The organism is Halorientalis sp. IM1011, from assembly GCF_001989615.1.
Taxonomy (GTDB): domain Archaea; phylum Halobacteriota; class Halobacteria; order Halobacteriales; family Haloarculaceae; genus Halorientalis.
The window spans coordinates 2044702-2062393 of sequence record NZ_CP019067.1 but is presented as its reverse complement, the minus strand read 5'-3'; the positions used below and the strand labels follow the sequence as shown (position 1 = coordinate 2062393).

The 17692-nt window shown below is 64.8% G+C and carries 20 protein-coding genes; 4 read left to right on the top strand and 16 right to left on the bottom strand.

Annotated features, from left to right (window positions below; all coding sequences use genetic code 11):
- The 16 genes from BV210_RS10425 to BV210_RS10350 all read right to left on the bottom strand — a co-directional run bounded on the left by BV210_RS10425 (position 1) and on the right by BV210_RS10350 (position 12325).
- Positions 1–1671: a type II/IV secretion system ATPase subunit gene (locus BV210_RS10425; RefSeq protein WP_077206605.1), complete on the bottom strand. Its 1671-nt coding sequence runs from the start codon at positions 1669–1671 to the stop codon at positions 1–3.
- A 2-nt stretch (positions 1672–1673) separates the two neighbouring features.
- Complete coding sequence (locus BV210_RS10420) at positions 1674–2438, bottom strand: ATPase domain-containing protein (protein WP_077206604.1); 765 nt, start codon at positions 2436–2438, stop codon at positions 1674–1676.
- On the bottom strand, positions 2435–2896 hold the full coding sequence (locus BV210_RS10415; protein ID WP_077206603.1) for a flagellar protein G: 462 nt from the start codon (positions 2894–2896) through the stop codon (positions 2435–2437). The genes BV210_RS10420 and BV210_RS10415 overlap by 4 nt, the downstream gene beginning before the upstream one ends.
- Before the next feature lie 16 nt (positions 2897–2912).
- Positions 2913–3368, bottom strand: coding sequence for a hypothetical protein (locus BV210_RS10410; protein WP_077206602.1), 456 nt, complete (start codon positions 3366–3368; stop codon positions 2913–2915).
- Between the two features lies 1 nt (position 3369).
- The gene (locus tag BV210_RS10405; protein ID WP_077206601.1) at positions 3370–3807 is read right to left on the bottom strand and encodes a hypothetical protein; all 438 of its coding nucleotides are present in this window, start codon (positions 3805–3807) and stop codon (positions 3370–3372) included.
- Positions 3791–5467 carry a FlaD/FlaE family flagellar protein gene (locus BV210_RS10400; protein ID WP_077206600.1) on the bottom strand — a complete coding sequence of 559 codons (1677 nt, stop codon included), beginning with the start codon at positions 5465–5467 and terminating at the stop codon, positions 3791–3793. The genes BV210_RS10405 and BV210_RS10400 overlap by 17 nt, the downstream gene beginning before the upstream one ends.
- Before the next feature lie 208 nt (positions 5468–5675).
- The gene (locus BV210_RS10395; protein ID WP_077206599.1) at positions 5676–6194 is read right to left on the bottom strand and encodes a chemotaxis protein CheD; all 519 of its coding nucleotides are present in this window, start codon (positions 6192–6194) and stop codon (positions 5676–5678) included.
- Positions 6191–7396, bottom strand: a complete 1206-nt coding sequence (locus BV210_RS10390) for a chemotaxis protein CheC (RefSeq protein ID WP_077206598.1) — start codon at positions 7394–7396, stop codon at positions 6191–6193. The genes BV210_RS10395 and BV210_RS10390 overlap by 4 nt, the downstream gene beginning before the upstream one ends.
- 3 nt (positions 7397–7399) lie before the next feature.
- Entirely contained in the window at positions 7400–7759 is a 360-nt protein-coding gene (gene cheY, locus BV210_RS10385) for a chemotaxis protein CheY (RefSeq protein WP_077206597.1), read from the bottom strand.
- 151 nt (positions 7760–7910) lie between these two features.
- Positions 7911–8420, bottom strand: a complete 510-nt coding sequence (locus BV210_RS10380; protein ID WP_077206596.1) for a hypothetical protein — start codon at positions 8418–8420, stop codon at positions 7911–7913.
- 3 nt (positions 8421–8423) lie between these two features.
- Entirely contained in the window at positions 8424–9065 is a 642-nt protein-coding gene (locus BV210_RS10375; RefSeq protein ID WP_077206595.1) for a hypothetical protein, read from the bottom strand.
- Positions 9066–9177: 112 nt separating this feature from the next.
- Complete coding sequence (locus BV210_RS10370) at positions 9178–9843, bottom strand: archaellin/type IV pilin N-terminal domain-containing protein (protein ID WP_077206594.1); 666 nt, start codon at positions 9841–9843, stop codon at positions 9178–9180.
- 245 nt (positions 9844–10088) lie between these two features.
- Positions 10089–10367 carry a hypothetical protein gene (locus BV210_RS10365; protein ID WP_077206593.1) on the bottom strand — a complete coding sequence of 93 codons (279 nt, stop codon included), beginning with the start codon at positions 10365–10367 and terminating at the stop codon, positions 10089–10091.
- A gap of 142 nt (positions 10368–10509) precedes the next feature.
- A complete protein-coding gene (locus tag BV210_RS10360; RefSeq protein WP_077206592.1) occupies positions 10510–10845 on the bottom strand; it encodes a helix-turn-helix domain-containing protein in 336 nt (111 codons plus the stop codon).
- 162 nt (positions 10846–11007) lie between these two features.
- A complete protein-coding gene (locus tag BV210_RS10355; RefSeq protein ID WP_077206591.1) occupies positions 11008–11733 on the bottom strand; it encodes an ATPase domain-containing protein in 726 nt (241 codons plus the stop codon).
- A 136-nt stretch (positions 11734–11869) separates the two neighbouring features.
- The gene (locus BV210_RS10350; RefSeq protein WP_077206590.1) at positions 11870–12325 is read right to left on the bottom strand and encodes a chemotaxis protein CheW; all 456 of its coding nucleotides are present in this window, start codon (positions 12323–12325) and stop codon (positions 11870–11872) included.
- Positions 12326–12467: 142 nt separating this feature from the next.
- On the opposite strand from BV210_RS10350, the gene cheB reads away from it, so the two are divergent.
- The 4 genes from cheB to BV210_RS10330 are packed head-to-tail and all read left to right on the top strand — an operon-like array spanning position 12468 to position 17648.
- Positions 12468–13589, top strand: a complete 1122-nt coding sequence (gene cheB / locus BV210_RS10345) for a chemotaxis-specific protein-glutamate methyltransferase CheB (RefSeq protein ID WP_077206589.1) — start codon at positions 12468–12470, stop codon at positions 13587–13589.
- 3 nt (positions 13590–13592) lie between these two features.
- On the top strand, positions 13593–15581 hold the full coding sequence (gene cheA, locus BV210_RS10340) for a chemotaxis protein CheA (protein ID WP_077206588.1): 1989 nt from the start codon (positions 13593–13595) through the stop codon (positions 15579–15581).
- Between the two features lies 1 nt (position 15582).
- On the top strand, positions 15583–16401 hold the full coding sequence (locus BV210_RS10335) for a protein-glutamate O-methyltransferase CheR (RefSeq protein WP_077206587.1): 819 nt from the start codon (positions 15583–15585) through the stop codon (positions 16399–16401).
- Positions 16401–17648: a HEAT repeat domain-containing protein gene (locus BV210_RS10330; RefSeq protein WP_077206586.1), complete on the top strand. Its 1248-nt coding sequence runs from the start codon at positions 16401–16403 to the stop codon at positions 17646–17648. The genes BV210_RS10335 and BV210_RS10330 overlap by 1 nt, the downstream gene beginning before the upstream one ends.
- The last annotated feature ends 44 nt before the right edge of the window (positions 17649–17692 follow it).

Here is a 17692-nt window from a genome sequence, read left to right as displayed (position 1 = left end):
TCAGGTCTCCCGGTGGATGTCGAAGGGGAGGCCCTCGATCCCGTCGCGCTGGAAGTCGGCGATCAGTTCGTTGACCTCGTGGTAGCCGACGATGTCCTCCTGGATGGCGCGTTCGATGATCTTCGCGCGGAAATCCAGGTCGTCGTAGATCATCCGGGTGTCCTCGTAGCCCAGCAGGGTCGCGATCTGCTCTTCGAGGACGTAGGAGTTGTTCATCCCCTGGAAGACGATCTCGTCTTCGACCGGGTCCCAGTAGAACGCCTGCCGGGTGACGACCCCGTCCATCTCCTTGGAGTAGCCCTCGATCTCCTGGACGGAGGTCACCCGGCGGAGCACCTCGTCACCCTGCTTGACCCGGTTCTGGAAGAGTGCGACGTCGGCCACGTCCATGAACGTCTCGGGGACGTTGATCGGATCGCTGGTGAACCGCTGGATCATACTAACGATGTCGCTCGCGTGGAAGGTCAGCATGACCGGGTGCCCCGTCTGGGCCGCCTGGAACGCCATCCGACCCTCCGCCCCACGGACCTCGCCGAGGATGATGTAGTCGGGACGGGAACGCAGGGCGGCCGCCACCAGATCGAACATGTCGACCCCCGTGCCTTCCTCCTCGCCCTCGCGGGTCAGGAGTTGCTGCCAGGTGTCGTGGGGCGGGATGACCTCGGCGGTGTCCTCCGCGGTGTAGATCTTGGCGTCCCGGGGGATGAAGGCGAAGGCGGCGTTCAGCGTCGTCGTCTTCCCCGACGCCGTCTCCCCGACGACGAAGACCGTCTGTTCGTTCTCCAGACAGAGCCAGAGATACGCGGCCAGTCGCGGGCTCAGGGTGCCCCACTTCGTGATCTGGAACATCGACAGCGGCGTCTCGTCGCCCTGCCGGATCGTCAGCGAGGGGCCCTTGAGGCTCACGTCGTCGGAGTAGATGAGGTTGAGACGCGACCCGTCGGGTAGCGTGGAGTCGACGATGGGATCGGAGTCGGAGACGGGGTCGCCGATCCGTTCACCCATGTTGCGCAGCCACTGGTCGAACTCCTCGGGTTCGCCGAAGTCGACCGTCGTCTCCAGCATGCTGTAGACGCTGTGGTCGACGTAGGTCTCGTGGGGGCCGATGACGTGGATGTCCTCGTTGGCCGGGTCGCGCATGATCGGTTCCAGCGGCCCCAGCCCGACGATGTCCCGGTTGAGGATGTACCGGATGTCCTCGTAGGTCTCCCGGGACACCTCGACTTTCCCCATGTCGAGAATCGAGGGGAGTCTGCTAAACAGGCCGGTGTCCTCGCTGTCTTTGATCCGGGTGGTCTCCTGGAGCAGTTCCTCGATGCGGTCGTCGTACTCGGCCTCGTCGGTCGGGGCCGGTTTCGTCACCGACTTCTGGAGGAGTTTGTCCCGGACCTTCTGGTAGACGGTCGCCTCCGTCTGGTCGAGTTCCGGCTCGATGGCGTAGTACTTCGTGTCCTGGCCCACGTCGCCGTAGATGTGGACGAAGATGGGGCCACCGACCGGGTAGAGGACGTTCGGCCGCGGTGACTCGTACTCGGTGCTGGCCTCGTCGATGAGCAGCGGGAACTCGCCCGTGATCTGCTTGAACTTCTTCAGGTGGTCCTGCAGGTGGCGACGCCTCGCGGCGTACTGCCTGAGTTCGTCCGACGGCTGGGCGGTCCCGTGCTCGGTCATGGTTATGCGACGCTCCGGCTCTCGATCACGATGCCCGTCCCCGAGCGGACGGAGTACCCGATTGAGTCACCGACCTGTTCACCCATCCCGGCGAACCGCTTCACCGAGATCTGACGGCGCACGTCGTTGCCGACCTCGACCATCTCCAGTTCGAGGAAGACGTCGGCGATCGAACGGAACGGGCCGATGGCCTCCTCCTCCAGCGTCGAGGGGTCCACAGTGAGGACGATCACCTTCCCCCGGGAGATCACGTCCCGGAAGAAGCCGATGATCTCCAGTGCGGCCTGGCGTTCCTCGTTCTGACGGACCAGCGCCTCGAACTTCGGATCGTTCCGGAGGATCGAATCGAACGTGTCGATGATGATCACGTCGGATCCCCACATCACTTCGGCCTCCATCAGGCGCTTGAGCAGTTCCTTGCGGTCTCCCTCCGCCTCGTCGCCACCGGTCAGCGTGTTCGTGTCGCCGATGTCGGCGTGGAGGAACAGGCATCTCTCCTGGAGCAGGTGATCGACCATGTCGTAGGACAGCGAGTGCATCTGGTCGAGGAAACTCCCAACCGTGAGTTCGGTCGAGAGCATCGTCACCGTGTGCCCCTCCTCACAGAGTCCGTAGGTGAACCGCTGGCTCATGGCGCTTTTCCCGGCCCCGTAGTCGCCCTCGACGAGGACGATGCTCCCGGGGGGAATACCGCCGCCCAGTTCCTTGTTCAGTCGGTCGTGATCGCCCAGTCCGAGCGAGTAGAGATCTTGTGTTGCGATACTCATATGCGGAATCTAAACACCTCCTCGTCGTCGTTGACGATGACCTTCACGCGATGGTCACCGGCCTGGAGCCCGCCACCGTCGTTCGGACTGATATCCAGTCGAACCACGTCGCCGGGCCCCCAGCCGTCGGCCCCGTCGAGTACCGTCACCGTCACGTCGGTCTCGTACCGCCCGTCGACCAGCACGTCGATGGCCGCGGACTCGGATCGTAACTCCCGTGATCCGGTGTTCTTGACGTAGATGGTGACGTTCTCGGTCGTCTCGTCGTAGACGGCGGCCGACCCGCTGTCGCTTATCACCTCGATGTCCGTCCGGACGTTCTCGCTGACCGATAGCCCGCGGTCGTCGATGGCCTGGCTCACCTGGCTGATGCTGTCGGTGAACACGCCCGCGACGCTCGCGGCGATCACGATGGAGGCGATAAACAGGATCATGTGGGAGACGGAGACGCTCGCCATCAGTCACGCACCTCCGTCAGCATGCCGAACCACCCGTGATCGGTCTCGTCGCCGCCACGCCGGAGCCCGTGACGACCTTGACGCGCTCGGGCGTCCCGTCGACGGTGACGTTCAGGCTCAGCCGCTCGGCCGGGAACCAGTCGCTGGTGTTCCGGTCGCCCTCGACGCGCGTGTCCGCGGCCCAGTCCGTCGCGTAGACGCCGTCGACCAGTACGTCCGTGTCCGGGAGCGCGAGTGCGGTCTCCCCGTCGTTGGTGGCGTTCACCCGGACCGTGCAGGGCGTCGAGTCGATCACCTCGGCCGCCGTGACGGTGATGCGGGTATTCTGGACGCGGTCGAACCGGTCATTTTGCCCCTGATTGGCCTCCTGAACGCGCTCGAAGGAGTTTGCCGAGGCGCTGTAGAACACGCCGAAGGCGACGAGCGCGCCGACGACGATCACGGCGAACGAGGAGCTCACGCTGACGCCCATCTCAGTTCACCTCCGTCGTCCGGGTGACGCCGTTGCCGGTGACGACCGTCACCCGCGCCGGCACGTCACTCGTCCGGATCGTGACGTTGAGCTGTTCGCCCGGCAACCACAGCCACGTGTCGTCCTGTCCGTCGACGGTCGCCGACCCTCGCCAGTCGGTCACGTAGTCGTTCTCGACCAGGAAGTCGGTCGTGTTGAGCCCGATCGACGTCGAACCGGTGTTTTCCACCAGCACGGTGAGTCGGTCGGTGGTACCGACGTACTCGGTCGACGTGACGTTGATCGCGGTGTTTTCGGTGTCGAGGGCGTCGTCGGTCTGGGCGTCCTGTGCGTCCGAGACGCGTTCGAAGCCGTCGGAGACGGCGCCAAAGAGGATGCCGAAGCCGATGAACAGCCCGACGAAGAGAATCGCCGCCGAGCCGCTAACGCTGAAGCCCATCACCACCACCTCCACGGGCCAACAGTTGCATGGCCGCCCCGTCGCCGGCGTCCTGGTCGAGTTGGCTGATGTACCGAAGACTCCGGGTGTGGTGATCGATCGTCAGCGATCCACCCGACCCGCCGTCGAACCCAGACAGGAACGACCGCAACTCTCCGGCGACCGGCTCGCTGACCCAGTCGATCCGCTCGTAGTACTGGATCGCTTCGGCCGTCTCGCGCACGTCCGACTCCTCGACGAGGAACTCCAGCCACTCCATGACGATCAGATCGGCCGCGTACCCGTCCGGAAGCGTCCGCAGGTACGGCTTCCCCGGCCCGTCGGCCGCCGAATCCCCGTCCGTGTCGGTCGCGCCAGCCTGTTCCGTTCCCGCGGGCGCGGCCGTCGTGGCCTCGGGTTCCGACTCCGACTCGAGTTCCGACTCCGACTCGAGTTCCGACTCCGCCGCCAGTTCGGGGTCGGACTCGATCTCTTCGTCGGGCTCGACGGCTGCTGTCCCGCCCGCGTCGACTGCCTCGTCGTCCTCCTCGTCGTCACCGGCCGACGGGAGCACGTCGTCGACGTCGGTTGACTCGACCACGTCGCCGTCCATCTCGTCGTCGAGGTCGTCCAGGTCGTCACCGGCGTCGGCGTCCTCGTCGACGAGTTCGTCGTCGGAATCGTCCGCGAGTTCGTCGCCCTCGCCGTCGGGCTCTTCGCCTTCGGCCCAGTCGGCGTCGCCGGACTCGTACTCCTGTTTGAGTTCCTGGAAGGACTTTCCGCCGTCTCCGCCGTCGTCGCCGTCGTCGCCGTCGTCGAGGTCGCCGAAATCGTCACCGTCGTCGTCGAGGTCGTCCATATCGTCGAACTCGTCGCCGCCATCGTCGAAGTCGTCGAAGTCGTCCTCGAACTCGCCCATGTCGTCGTCCGCACCGTCGTCGTCCACGACGTCGCTGACGCTGCCGAAGTCGTCGCCCACGTCTTCGACGTCGTCTTCTCCGTCTTCGACGAGGTCTTCGTCGAAAAAGCCCTCGGCGTCGGCGTTGGCGATCTCGTCGTCGATCTCCTCGTCGTCCTCGCCGTCGTCGTCGTCGCTGAACAGGCCGAAGCTTCCCTCCTCGATCCCGCCACCGCCGGCACCCGCCTGAATGTCGTCGGCGAAGGGATTGACGCCGCGCGTGACCATCTCGTAGATGTCGAGCAGTTTCCGGATGTTCTCGTCCAGGTCCTGAACCTGCTCGCCGATCTGCTCGTTCTCGTTGCGGACGGTGTTGACCGTCGACTGGAGACTGCCGACCTCGTTTTCGAGTTCGTCCAGCCGGTTCTCCAGCTCGTCGGTGGCCGGACCGCCACCGCCGCCGTCCATGTCGCCGAACCCGTCACCGTCGTCGTCGAATCCGCCCAGATCGTCGTCGCCGCCGAGACCGCCCAGATCGTCGAGGTCGTCGTCACCGCCCTCGGCCATCAGGCCGCCGTCGCTGCTCATATCCTCGCCCATATCGCCGCCGATATCACCGTCCTCGTCCTCGTCGGAGAGGATCGAATCGAAGACGTTCTTGATACTCATGCCGACGACGCCGCTGGCCACGAGCGCCACCAGGGGAGCCAGCCCCTCGGGTACCTGACCCCCTGTTCCAGTGGCGATCGCGAACCCGACCGGGCCCGCGGCGAGACTACTCATTACTGTCGCTATTCTCCCCTTACGACCTTCAACCTGTCGGCTATGGTATCATGAGTGATATTCGTCAGACGCTTCGACTGGAGATTTCGGTCGAATTGGCCGATATCGTCACCTAGCACCCCATGCATCCGTTCCTGCAGAAGTACCGATATAGACGGTTCTGTTATCACCGATAGAAACAGCGGCTGTTTACGTATCCCCGAACGGCTCAGAGCGTCTTCCGGCCGTCGTTGGCGCTTTTGACCGTGAGGTCGCCGGAGGCACCGTCGAGGCGGAGCGAGCGGCCGTGGTCGCCGCCGACGTCCTGGCTGACGAGGGGGACGCCGAACTCCTCGAGCGTCGCCTCGACCTGCTGCATGTTCCGGACGCCGATGCCCGACCCGTTCTCCGAGAAGTCGAGCATGTCGCTCCCGCCGGCGACTTTCGCGCGGACGCGGTCCCGATCCGCGCCGACGCGCTCCATCTCCAGGAGCAGCGTCTCGATTCCGGTGTCGGCGTACTTGGCGACGTTTGGGTCCTCGACGCCGTCGGCGGAGGGGAGCATCACGTGGACGAGTCCGGCGACGCCGGCCTCGGGGTCGTACAGCGCGACGCCGAGACAGGACCCGAGGCCGCTGGTCGTCAGCGTCGCGTCCTCGGTCGTCACCTCGTACTCGGCGATACCGACCTTGAGCCGTTCCTGTTCGGGACTGCTCGCCGTCCTCGTGGTACTGTCGTATACTTTCATTCGAAGATCCGTTCCACGTCGGGTTCGGTCTCCTCACTCCGCTCGACGTCCAGTTCCGCGAGCGCCTGACGCAGCTCCGCGTCGTCGGGGAGGGCGTGAATCTCACAGCCGAACTCCAGATCCTCGGTCTGCATGCGGGACTCGATGATGAACGCGTGTTCCTGGTGCTGGCCGACCTGGGCCGCCAGCGGGTCGATGATCGCCCGACCCATGTCGTGGACGACGCGGGGCGGCGTGTGGTCGATGGACGTCTGGAGGACGTTCGCCCAGCCGTCGATGAACCCGCTGGTCATGATGTTGCCCATCTCCTCGATGGCGCTCTCGTGCATGTCGGTGAAGCCCTCGCCGTCGGGTTCCATCGGCATCAGCGCCTCCGCGACGGCCGTCGCCGACTCCTCGTCGAAGAGCACCATCAGGTAGCCACTCGGCGTCCCGGAGAACTCGACGGCCGTCCCGACGCAGGGCCTGTTGTCGACCTGTTTGGGGACGTCTTCGACCGGCGCGAAACTGATCTGGGTCACCTCCGCGCGGGTCTCGATGCCGGTCATCTCGGTGACGTTCCGGGCGGCTTTGCGGGTGCCCTCCCGGGTCATGTCGTTGAACACCGATAGCTTGTCGACCGGGATGGCGTCACCACCGGTCCCGAGGTCACTCATCAGTTCGGTCAGCCGGTCGGAAGCCGGCAGCATGTAGATGTAGAAACTGAGATCCTCACCCGGCCACTCGATGTGGTTTTTGAACACGAACACCTGTTCGGCCGGATCCTCGGCGGCCGGGAGCACGTCCGCGCCCGTCGCCTCGACGTACCGCGGCGGCGAGTGTTCGATCGTCGTCCCGAGGAAGTCGGCCCACCCGTCGATGAAACCGCTCATCATGATGTTGCCGATCTCCTCGACGCTCGACTCGATCATCCCGTCGCCGGCCCCATCGCCCGGGAGCGCCTCGACGATGGGGCCGGTACAGGCCGCCTCGAACACGAGCGTCGTATCGCCGACCAGCCCGCCCTCCAGATCGAAGTCGATCCCGACCAGTTCATGGCCGGTGAGTTCCTCGCCGATGTCCGCCCGGTCCGTGAGGGAGATCTTGGTCACCTCCACGTCGGCCTGGATACCCGTCATCTGGGCCAGCATGGCCGTCGCTCGCTGGGCCCCCTCGGATGCGAGCTGGTTGACCGTCTCGAGCGACTGGATATCGACTTCCATCGCCTACGCCCCGACCGCGTCCTCGATCGCCTCGATCACGCTCGGCTTCTGGAAGGGCTTCGTGATGTACCCGTCAGCGCCGGCCTTGACCGCCTCCTTCATCTTCTCTTCCTGCCCGACGCTGGTACACATGATGACCGTCGCCTCCGGATCACCGTTCTTGATCTCGTCTGTCGCCTCGATCCCGTCCCGGATCGGCATCACGATGTCCATCATCACCAGATCCGGCCGCTCCTCCTTGTAGACCTCCACGGCCTCGACGCCGTTCTCCACCTCCCCGACGATCTGGTGGTCCTCCTCCAGAATCTCCCGCAGCAGGTTCCGCATGAACTCCGAATCGTCCGCGATCAGTACTTCTGACATTGTTACCGGTTGGTACTGCGAATATCGGGATAAACCCTTCCGTCAGATTATCGCGTTTGAATACGTCCCGGACAGCGGCTCCGAACACGCACACGGCTGGCCGACGTTCGGTCTCCGACGGGCGGGCCGTTATCAGCGGTTTCGTCCGCGATCACCGGCGGACCGGCACGGTCGCGTTGCGCCGGTAGATCGTCCGGGTCCCGTCGAAGCTCTGGACCCGGACGATGACGGTCGCCCGGTAGCTGTCCGTTCGGATCACCCGGTTCGGGAACGCACGGTCGTCCATGCGGAGCGTGACGCGCCCGTCGACGCTCTCGTCCAGAGGGTGTGTCACCGACCGTTCGAAGTCGAGTTGCGGGACGCGAACGACGTAGAGCAGTCGCGGGCGCTGCTCGACGCGGTCGACGTCGACACTCGCCGGCGGGATCCGGAGGTAGGAGACGTTCGTCCCGAACCGGCCGGACGTGATCGCGAGCTCGGCGGTCGGATCGCCGACCACGGTAGCGTTGGCGGTGCCAGCCCCGAGTTCAGCGGCGCCCCGGGACTCGGGTGTAAGGTCGACGATACCGACGAGCGGGCCCGATAACAGCAGGACGGCGAGGACGACGGCAGCGGTGCCGAACTGGAGTCGCCGGACCGACGGGATCGAGCGGTCGCCCATCCGTCAGAGCTGGAACCCGTCGTCCTCGCGGATCTCGGAGAGCAGATCGGCGATGGAGTCCTCGGGCGAGAGGTCCGTCGATTCGAGCGTCCGGACGATGGCGTCGGGCGGGTACCGGACCGGCACCGACGCCTCCATCAGGAGGATGCCGAGCACCTCCTCGACGGGCGTGTTCCGGTCGATCTGCTGGGCGTACCACATGACGAGGTTCTCGAAGATGGTGACCACGTCGTTCGAGACCATCCGTTGCTGGGAGACCCCACTGTCGAACGCCGCGGTGATGTCGAAGCCGTACCGGGAGTTCGACGCGTCGAGATCCTTCGTGAGCCACTCGTGAACCTGGTCGGCCGTCAGTTCCGGTTCCGGGCCCGGTTCGGTTTCGTGCGGTGCAGTGGCCGACGGCACACCGGTCGGGTCGGGATCGGTGTCGGGTTCCGGCGGCACGGGTCGGTCGTCGGTCGTCCTGCCGTCGATCCGCCCGGCCGGTTTGGAGTCGGCGATGGGTTCGTTCGGCGAGACCACGTAGCGCCCGTCGTCGAGTTCCCTGACGTGTTCGTCCTCGCCGATGTCGAGTTCCTCCGGCGAGAGGACGGGCCCCTCTTCGGGGTCGCCACCGGTCGGCTCCTCGTCTGGGCCCGGGGACATGCTAGGGTCTGCCGTGACCGAGGGCAATAATTCCGTCGGTGGTATCGATGTAGTTGGCAAGCATCGAGATGTCTCTGATCGGCGTGAAGAAAACGAAAAGTGCGCGACCGGATTAGAGCGTGGCGGCGGACTTGCCACTCAGCGATTCGGGGACGACCAGACGGACGGTCGAGACGGACCCGGACTGGGTGGTAATACGGAGCGTCACCGTGTCACCCTCCTGGAGGCCCGTAGTGTCGCTGCGGATCGCGTCCGACGGGAAGGCGCTATCCTGGGTGTACTCGTCACCGATGCTGATCACCAGCTTCGCCCGGTCGTCGGGACTGTTGATGACCGGGACGTCCCCGCCGAGCGAGTTGTCCTGGTCCTTGATTCCGACGTGGTCGAACGCCCCGTCGGCGTTGTTCCCCTCGGCGTCGATCACGTCAGCGTGGACGAGGTCGTACGTCCCGGAGTCGTCGACCCACTGGATCGACACTCCCGTGAGGTCGATGTCCTCCGCACCGGGGGCCTTGGTGGCGATCATCTCGACGCCGCCCACGGTCAGGGCGCCGCCGTTATCCTCGACCAGTCCGCTCGACTGCTGGACCTGCAGCCGGTTGGTGACCTGTTGACTGCTCTGTTCACCGGTCTCTTCTGACTGACTCTGCAGGAAGCCGGCCGTGTTGATCAGGACGCCCGCCGCGATCGCCGCGACGAGGACCATCGCGATGAACACGATGAGGGTCCCGATACCGACCTGACCCTTGTCTTCGTCTTCTCTGAATATCTCGAACATGGTTTGTTACCTGTGCCCGAGCGACCGTCACGGCCGACCCGGACTCTACACTGACAGAACGAAGTCTTGGTAATAAACCTGACCTGCCAATTATCTCGTCTGAAAACAACCAATTAGCTCTCGATTATAGCGATTTGTAACCGCTGTTTCGCGAATTTGGATGTGATAATCGAGTGTAGGCCACGATTTCGCCGATGATAACACTCCGTGCAAGCCGTGGTTCACCCAACGGCTGGCGGCGGGAGTTACTCGTAGGTGACGAGGCTGTACATCACGAACAGGTAGCCGAAGGTCGTCAACCCGCTGTTGACCAGCAACAGCCACCGGGTGCCCGAGAAGTCGTTGATGAACGCACTGATCATCGTCGCGGCGGCTCCAGCGACGGCCAGCGAGAACCCCAGCGAGAGATGTAACATCGCCTGTCGTGACGTTTGTACGTACGCGCGTATGGCCATGCCGACCATCGTCAACCCGGCCACGACGAAGACCAAGGTGGAGGCGGCATAGAGGATTTCTACTGTCATCACAGTGCTCTAAGACCACCCACGGCAGAACCTACCTTAAATCCATGCTTGAAAATATCTATGCTGATAACTACCCGTTACAGACGGCGAAAAACCGCAGGACGTCGTCGGTCTCCCGTTCCCCCAGTGCCCAGTACTGAAATTAGCTCTCCGAGAGCGTCCGCCAGGCCTCGTCGAGTTTGTTGGTCACTTCCGACCGCTCTTCGACGGCCACCGAGAGTTCCCCCGAGAAGTCGACGGTGATCTCGTCGACGTTGCGCCGGTAGACCTTGATCCGACGCCGGTCGTCCGAGAGGATGTTGTCGTGGAGTTCGAGCAGATCGTGCTCGGTCAACTCGTCGATCCGGCGGTAGCAGGTGGCGATGGGTATGTCGAGTTCCTCGCTCAACCCCTGTGCCGACTGGGGCTCGTCCGTGGCCTCCAGAATCTCGGCACTGTACTTGTTTCCAAGCGTTCGTAGAATCTCAGCAGGTGGCATTGATTATCAGATAATGAATTTACCCAATTATAAAATTGACGGGTCAAACGAATCATTGAAGCGATCCACGACCTGTGCCGTCGCGTGCGGTTTCGTCCGGTCGCGCTCGGATTTCGGTCGTTGATACCCGTTATCGTCGTCTATAACGTCGGGGAGAGCGCCTCAGATCGGCGATTCGTCCTCACTCATCATCGAGAACGCGCTGGCGTTCTGGTGGACGGTGATCCCGCCGTGTTCGATCTCCATGGGGAAGATGTCGGTCTCGATGTTCTGTTTGCGCATCTTCGCCACCCAGACGTAGCGGTTGACGCCGGACTCCGTGGGGGTCTGGATCAGGTAGATGTTCCCGTCGGTGAGGTAGTTCTCGAGGCCGATGTCGGTGTCGGGGAAGACGGCTCCCTGTTCGTTGGTCATCAGCGTCGTCAGTTCGTTCTGCCGGAGGATGTCGGTGAACTTCAGCAGGTAGGTTCGTTTCTCCTGTTCGTTCTCGAAGAAGAGCTGGAACATCGTCAGCGAATCGAGTACCATCCGCTGGTAGTCCTCGTCCTGGATGTCGTCGAGCAACAGGTCCAGCGAAGAAGTAAAGTCGTTCTCCCGGAGCAGCACCTGCTTGTCGAACACCTTGATGTCGCCGCTCTCGACGTGGTCGGCCCAGTTCTCGAAGCCGATGGATTCCGCGGCTTCACGGATGTCCTGTTCGTTCTCCTCGAAGGACAGGTAGATCCCCTTCTCGTCGAACATCTCGACGCCGTTGTAGATGTACTGGAGTCCCAGGATGGACTTGCCCGCCCCCGGATTCCCGCTGACCAGCGTCGTCGAGTTCGTGACGATCCCACCGTTGAGGATCTGGTCGAGTCCGTCGATCCCCGTCTTCGTTAGCTCGATCATGTTCTCTTGGAGAGGCGTACACGCCGCGAATTAAAAAAGGGTCCGTCGTCCGAGTAGAAAAATCTTGTTCCCCAACTGATCGTAAGTGCCGCCCAGGCGGGGGCTTGAGTCCCGAGATGCCCGTTCGCCCGAACGCTCACCGGTGGACGGCCTGGGGATCGACCCAGATCACGAACCCCCTGTCGTCGTCCTCGTGGTTGATAACGCCCCGAACCGCCTCGCGGCCGCCGTCGGGTGCGGCCTCGATGGTGTCGGAATCGAGTTTGACGACCTGGCGGACTTCGTCGACGAGCCACCCCGCAGCCTTGCGGTCGCCGATGATCTCCGGATCGAACACGATGATCCGCTGGCCGTCGGCGTCGGTCCCGTCGATGTCGAAGATCGACTTCGGGTCGACGATGGCCGTCGTCCGCCCGCGCAGGTCCATCACGCCTCGCACGTAGTCGGGCGCGTTCGGCAGCCCCGTCAACTCGCCGACGTCGACGATCTCGGTCACGTAGTCGATGTCGACGCAGTACGTCTCCGGCCCCAGTTCGAACTCCAGGACCTGTCCGGTCGCCTCGACGGTGTCCGTCGGTGTCGCCTGTGACATAGTGGGTTCGACCGCAGTGGTCGGTCTGTCTCCAACTGAGGCCGGATCCGGACTTAAGACTGCCCCCCGGGCTATCACATTTGATTACGGGGGCGGTGTCTTTATTGGTCGCTCGCGGATACCACCGTGACAGAACTCACGGATGCCGAAACGCCCGACACGGGCCGTCGTCACGGACGATTCGCACTTCATGCGCAGCGTCATCTCCGACATGCTCGAGGAGAGCGGCGTCGAGGTCGTCGCCGAGGCGCGGAACGGCCACGAGGCCGTCCGGGCCGTCCGCGAACACGAACCCGACGTCGTGACCATGGACGTGGAGATGCCCGAGATGAACGGCATCGAGGCCGTCGAGGAGATCATGGCCGAAAACCCCACACCGGTGCTCATGTTGTCGGCCCATACCGACGAGAACGCCGACGTGACCTTCGAGGCCCTGGAGAAGGGCGCAGTCGACTTCTTCACCAAGCCCGGCGGCGAGGTCTCGATGGAGATGTCGCGTCTGGCGGACCAGCTGACGGAGATGGTCCAGTCGGTCGCCGACGTCGACGTGAGCGTCGGGCCTGGCACCGACGCGACCACGCCCCAGGAAGCCTACACCGAGGCCGTCGAAGCGGCCGAGACGGCGACACCCGCGAGCGCGACAGGGGAGGCCAGCAGCGTCACGAAACCGGACGCGTCGTACGTCGATCGTCCGACGCTGTTGCTGGGCTCCTCGACGGGCGGACCGACCGTGGTCGAGCAGATCATGGCCGAGCTCCCCCTGGAGGCGGATCTGCGCGTGTTGATCGTCCAGCACATGCCCGACGGCTTCACGAGCCGGTTCGCAGAACGGCTCGACGGCCGTAGCGACTACGACGTGCGCGAGGCGACCGACGGGGCACGCATCGGCGGCGGCGAGGCGCTCGTGGCGGCTGGCGGCAAACACATGGACGTCACCAACTACGCCCGCGGGCGACTCCGCGTGGCGTGTACGGAGACAGCGCCGGAGAACAGCGTTCGCCCGGCCGTCGACGTGACGATGCGGAGCGCCGCCGACTGCATCACCGACCCGATGGTCGCCGTCATCCTGACCGGCATGGGGACCGACGGTGCCGAGGGCGTCCGGGCTGTCGCGCAGGCGGGCGGTCACGTGATCGCCCAGGACGAGGCGAGTTCCGCGGTGTACGGCATGCCGAAACGAGCCGTCGAGACAGGCGTCGTCGACGACGAACTCGCGCTGGAGTCGATCACCGACGCCGTACTCGAGGCGATTACGGAGGCCTAACTTATGGAGGACCAGTATCTCGACGCGTTCATCCGCGAAAGCGAGGAAGCGATCACCGAACTGAACAACTCCCTGCTCGCCCTGGAGTCCGACCCGGAAGACGAGCAGGCGATGGAGTCGATCTTCCGAAAGGCCCACACGCTGAAGGGCAACTTCGGCGCGATGGGCTTCGAGGACGCGAGCGACCTCGCCCACGCCATCGAGGACCTCTTAGACGAGATGCGCGAGGGGGAGATGGAGGTCACCCCCGAGCGGATGGACATGATCTTCGCCGGCGTCGACCAGATCGAGGTCATCGTCGGAGAGATCGAAGCCGACGGAGAATCGTCGACCGACACCTCCGAGATGGTCGCCGAGATCCGGGGGGTTCTGGAGGACGGCTCCGAAGCCGCCGAAGACGACGGGACCGAGGAGGCCGACGACGAGCAAGCGGCCGGCAGCGACGCCGACGACGCGGCGGAGGTGAGCGACGACCCCGACGGTGACGGGAGCGTCGAAGTCGACACCGCGATGTTCGCCGACGCGAGCGTCGACGCCGACGAGGCCTACCAGATCCGTGTCGAGATCGGCGACAGCAACATGAAAGGCGTCGACGGCATGCTCGCGGTCGAGGCAGTCGCCGACACCTTCGGACTCCTGGCGGCCGAACCCGCCCGGGCCGAGATCGAGGACGGCGAGTACGAGGCCGGGTTCGATCTGCTGGTGGACGCCCCCGACGTCGACGTGTTGCGGGGAAGCCTCGAACGGGTCTCCAAGATCGACGCCTACGCGGTCGAGGTGGTCGACGGGTTCGCCGACGGCGAGGACGACGGCGACGACGGCGGTGCCACGGCGGCCTCGACGGACTCCTCCGTCGACGAGATCAAGTCCGTCCGGGTGGACGTGGACCGACTGGACGAACTCCACGGGCAGGTCGAACAGCTCGTGACCAGCCGGATCAAGCTCCGCCGGGCCGTCGACGACGGCGACACGGACGCCGCCAGCGAGAACCTCAACGAACTGGACAAGATCAGCGCCAACCTCCAGAACACCGTCATGGACATGCGCCTGATCCCGCTGAAGAAGGTCGTGGGCAAGTTCCCGCGACTCGTCCGGGACCTGGCGCGAGAACTCGACAAGGAGGTGAACTTCGAGATCGAGGGCGAGGACATCGAACTCGACCGGACGATCCTCACCGAAATCTCGGACCCCCTGATGCACATCCTGCGGAACTCCGTCGACCACGGGATCGAACCCCCCGAGGAACGCGAACGGACGGGCAAACCCCGCGAGGGGACCGTCGAGTTGCGGGCAACCCGTGAACGGGATCACGTCATCATCGAGGTCGAGGACGACGGCGCGGGGCTTGCCGTCGAGGACATCCGCCAGCAGGCGCTGGAACACGGCGTCCGGAGCGAGGAGGAACTCGATCGGATGGAGGACGGCGAGATCTACGACCTGGCTTTCCACCCCGGCCTCTCGACGAAGGAGGAGGTCACCGACACCAGTGGGCGCGGCGTCGGGATGGACGTGGTCCACGACACCGTCACGCAACTGGACGGGTCGGTCTCGGTCGACTCCGAGCCCGGCGAGGGGACGACCGTCTCGCTTCGCCTGCCCGTGACGATGGCCATCGTCAAGGTCCTGTTCGTGCAGGTCGGCGACGAGCAGTACGGCGTCCCGATCAAGAACATCGACGAGATCAGCCAGAAGAACGGGACGAAGGTGATCAACGGCGAGGAAGTCGTCGAACACGACGGCGACATCTACCCGATCGTCGACATCGCCGAGGCGTTCGACGTGCCCGACGCGAAGGAAAACGGCGACGGCATGCTCGTCCGCATCCGGGAGTCCGAACGGCAGGTCGCACTGAAGTGTGACGCCGTCACCCAGCAGGAGGAAGTCGTCGTCAAACCCCTGGAGGGCATCCTCAGCGGGACGCCCGGCCTCTCGGGAACTGCCGTCCTCGGAGACGGCAACATCGTCCACATCCTCGACGTGGTGACTCTCTGAGATGACCGACAGCAGGCAGGAGTCCCGCGAGGCCTTCGACGACCTCCTCGGGTACATCCAGCGCGACGTGGGATTCGAGACCGGCTTCTACAACGACGCCTATCTCGACCGGCGGATCACCGCCCGGATGCGCCGGACCGGTGCCGACAGCTACGAGGAGTATCAGCGCCAACTGATCGACGACGGCGGCGAGCAGGCCCAGTTGCTCGACTCGCTGTCGATCAACGTCACCGGCTTCTTCCGCAACCCCGAGGCCTGGAGCGGCATCCGGGACGTGCTGCGGCGGTTGACCGACGAGCGCCGGACGGTCCGGGCCTGGAGCGCCCCCTGTGCCGACGGCCGGGAACCGTACTCGCTCGCGATGCTCGCGCTCGACGACCCGGAGATCGACGAACGCCGCCTCTCGGTCCTGGGCACCGACATCAGCGACGACTCCCTGAACGTCGCTCGCGAGGGCGTCTACGAGACCTCCCAGACGACCGACATCGGCGACGAACTCGCCCCGCTGGCCGACTCGACGGGCTACGTGGAACAGGACGGCGACCGGTTCCAGGTGAAAGACCGGGTGAAAGACCTCGTCGAGTTCGAGAACCACGACCTCATCCGGGGCGATCCCAAGCACGACTTCGACCTGGTGCTCTGTCGGAACCTGCTGATCTACATCGATTCGGAGTACAAGGTGCCCATCTTCGAGACCATCGAGGGATCGTTGCGTGGTGACGGCTTCCTCGTCATCGGGATGACCGAGACGCTCCCCTACGAGTGCCGGGACACCTTCGAACCGTTCGACAAGCGCAACCGCATCTACCGCAAGGCATAATGTCACTCTATCAGCTCGAGCGCGACGGCGAGGTCGAGGGGCTGAAGTCGGTGCTCCGGACCAGCGAGAACCCCGAGGTCCGGGCACGGGCCGCCGAGATCCTCGGTGACTTCGACGCGGAGACGCTGGAGGGTCACGACGCGGTGACCCCGCTGGTGGACCTGGCCCAGTCGGCCGAGAGCGACCGCGTGACTGCCGCCGCCATCGACGCCCTGAATCAACTGGGGACCGACGCGATGGAAGCGTTGATCGCCGAGATGGCCGGCCTGAATCTGAACGAGGACCAGCAGGCCGACTGGGCGAAGGCCAAGGCCTTCGCGAAGGCGCTGTCGTCCGACGTGCCCGAGTTGCGGATGGCCGCCGCCAACGCGCTGGGCGAACTCGGGAAGACCGACGTGTTGCCCACGTTGCTGGAGTCGCTGGACGATCCCGACCCCCGCGTCCGGGCGCGTGTCGCCCGCGCCTGCGGCCGGCTGGAGGACGCCCGCGCGACCGACGCCCTGATCGAGCGCCTGTCGGACCCGAAAGCCGAGGTGCGCCGGGAGGCCGCCGAAGCGCTCGGGGCGATCGGCAACCGGCAGGCCCTGACGGCGCTTCTGGACATGTTCGACGACGAGCGCGGACCGATCCGGCGCATCGCCGTCGGCGCGATGGGGAACTTCGGGGACGCCCGTCCCGTGGAGGGATTGGTCTCGGCGCTGTCGGACGACGACGCGTCGGTGCGCCGGGCCGCGGTGTACTCGATCATCGAGCTCCTCTCGAACGTGCCGACCGACCAGAGCCACGAGATCCGCGAAACCGTCGTCGAACAGCTCAACCGGACCGACGACCGGAGCGTCCTCGTCCCGATGATCGACATCCTCGAAGAGAGCACCCAGAACCGTCAGCGGCGCAACACCGCGTGGCTGCTGGGGCGGGTCGCGGACGAGGACAGCGCGGGCTACGGCCGGATCGTCGAGGCGCTGGTCGAGACCCTGGAGGACGACGACCAGATGACCGCGCAGTTCGCCGCGACGAGTCTCGCCGAAATCGGCGGTACACGGGTCGAGACTCGCCTGCTCGACGTGGTCGACGACACCAGCTACGCCGAGAGCGTTCGGGCACAGGCGGTGTTCACACTCGGAAAGGTCGGCGGCGAGCGCTCGCGCAAGCGACTCGACGACCTCATCGACACGACCGAGAGCGAACAGCTCAGGAAGAAGGCCTTCTCGGCCATCTCGAAACTCGGCGGGAGGGGTGTCCAGTGACTCGCGTTTCGGCAGTTCGTACGGCGGGAAGGTTAATACGGCCA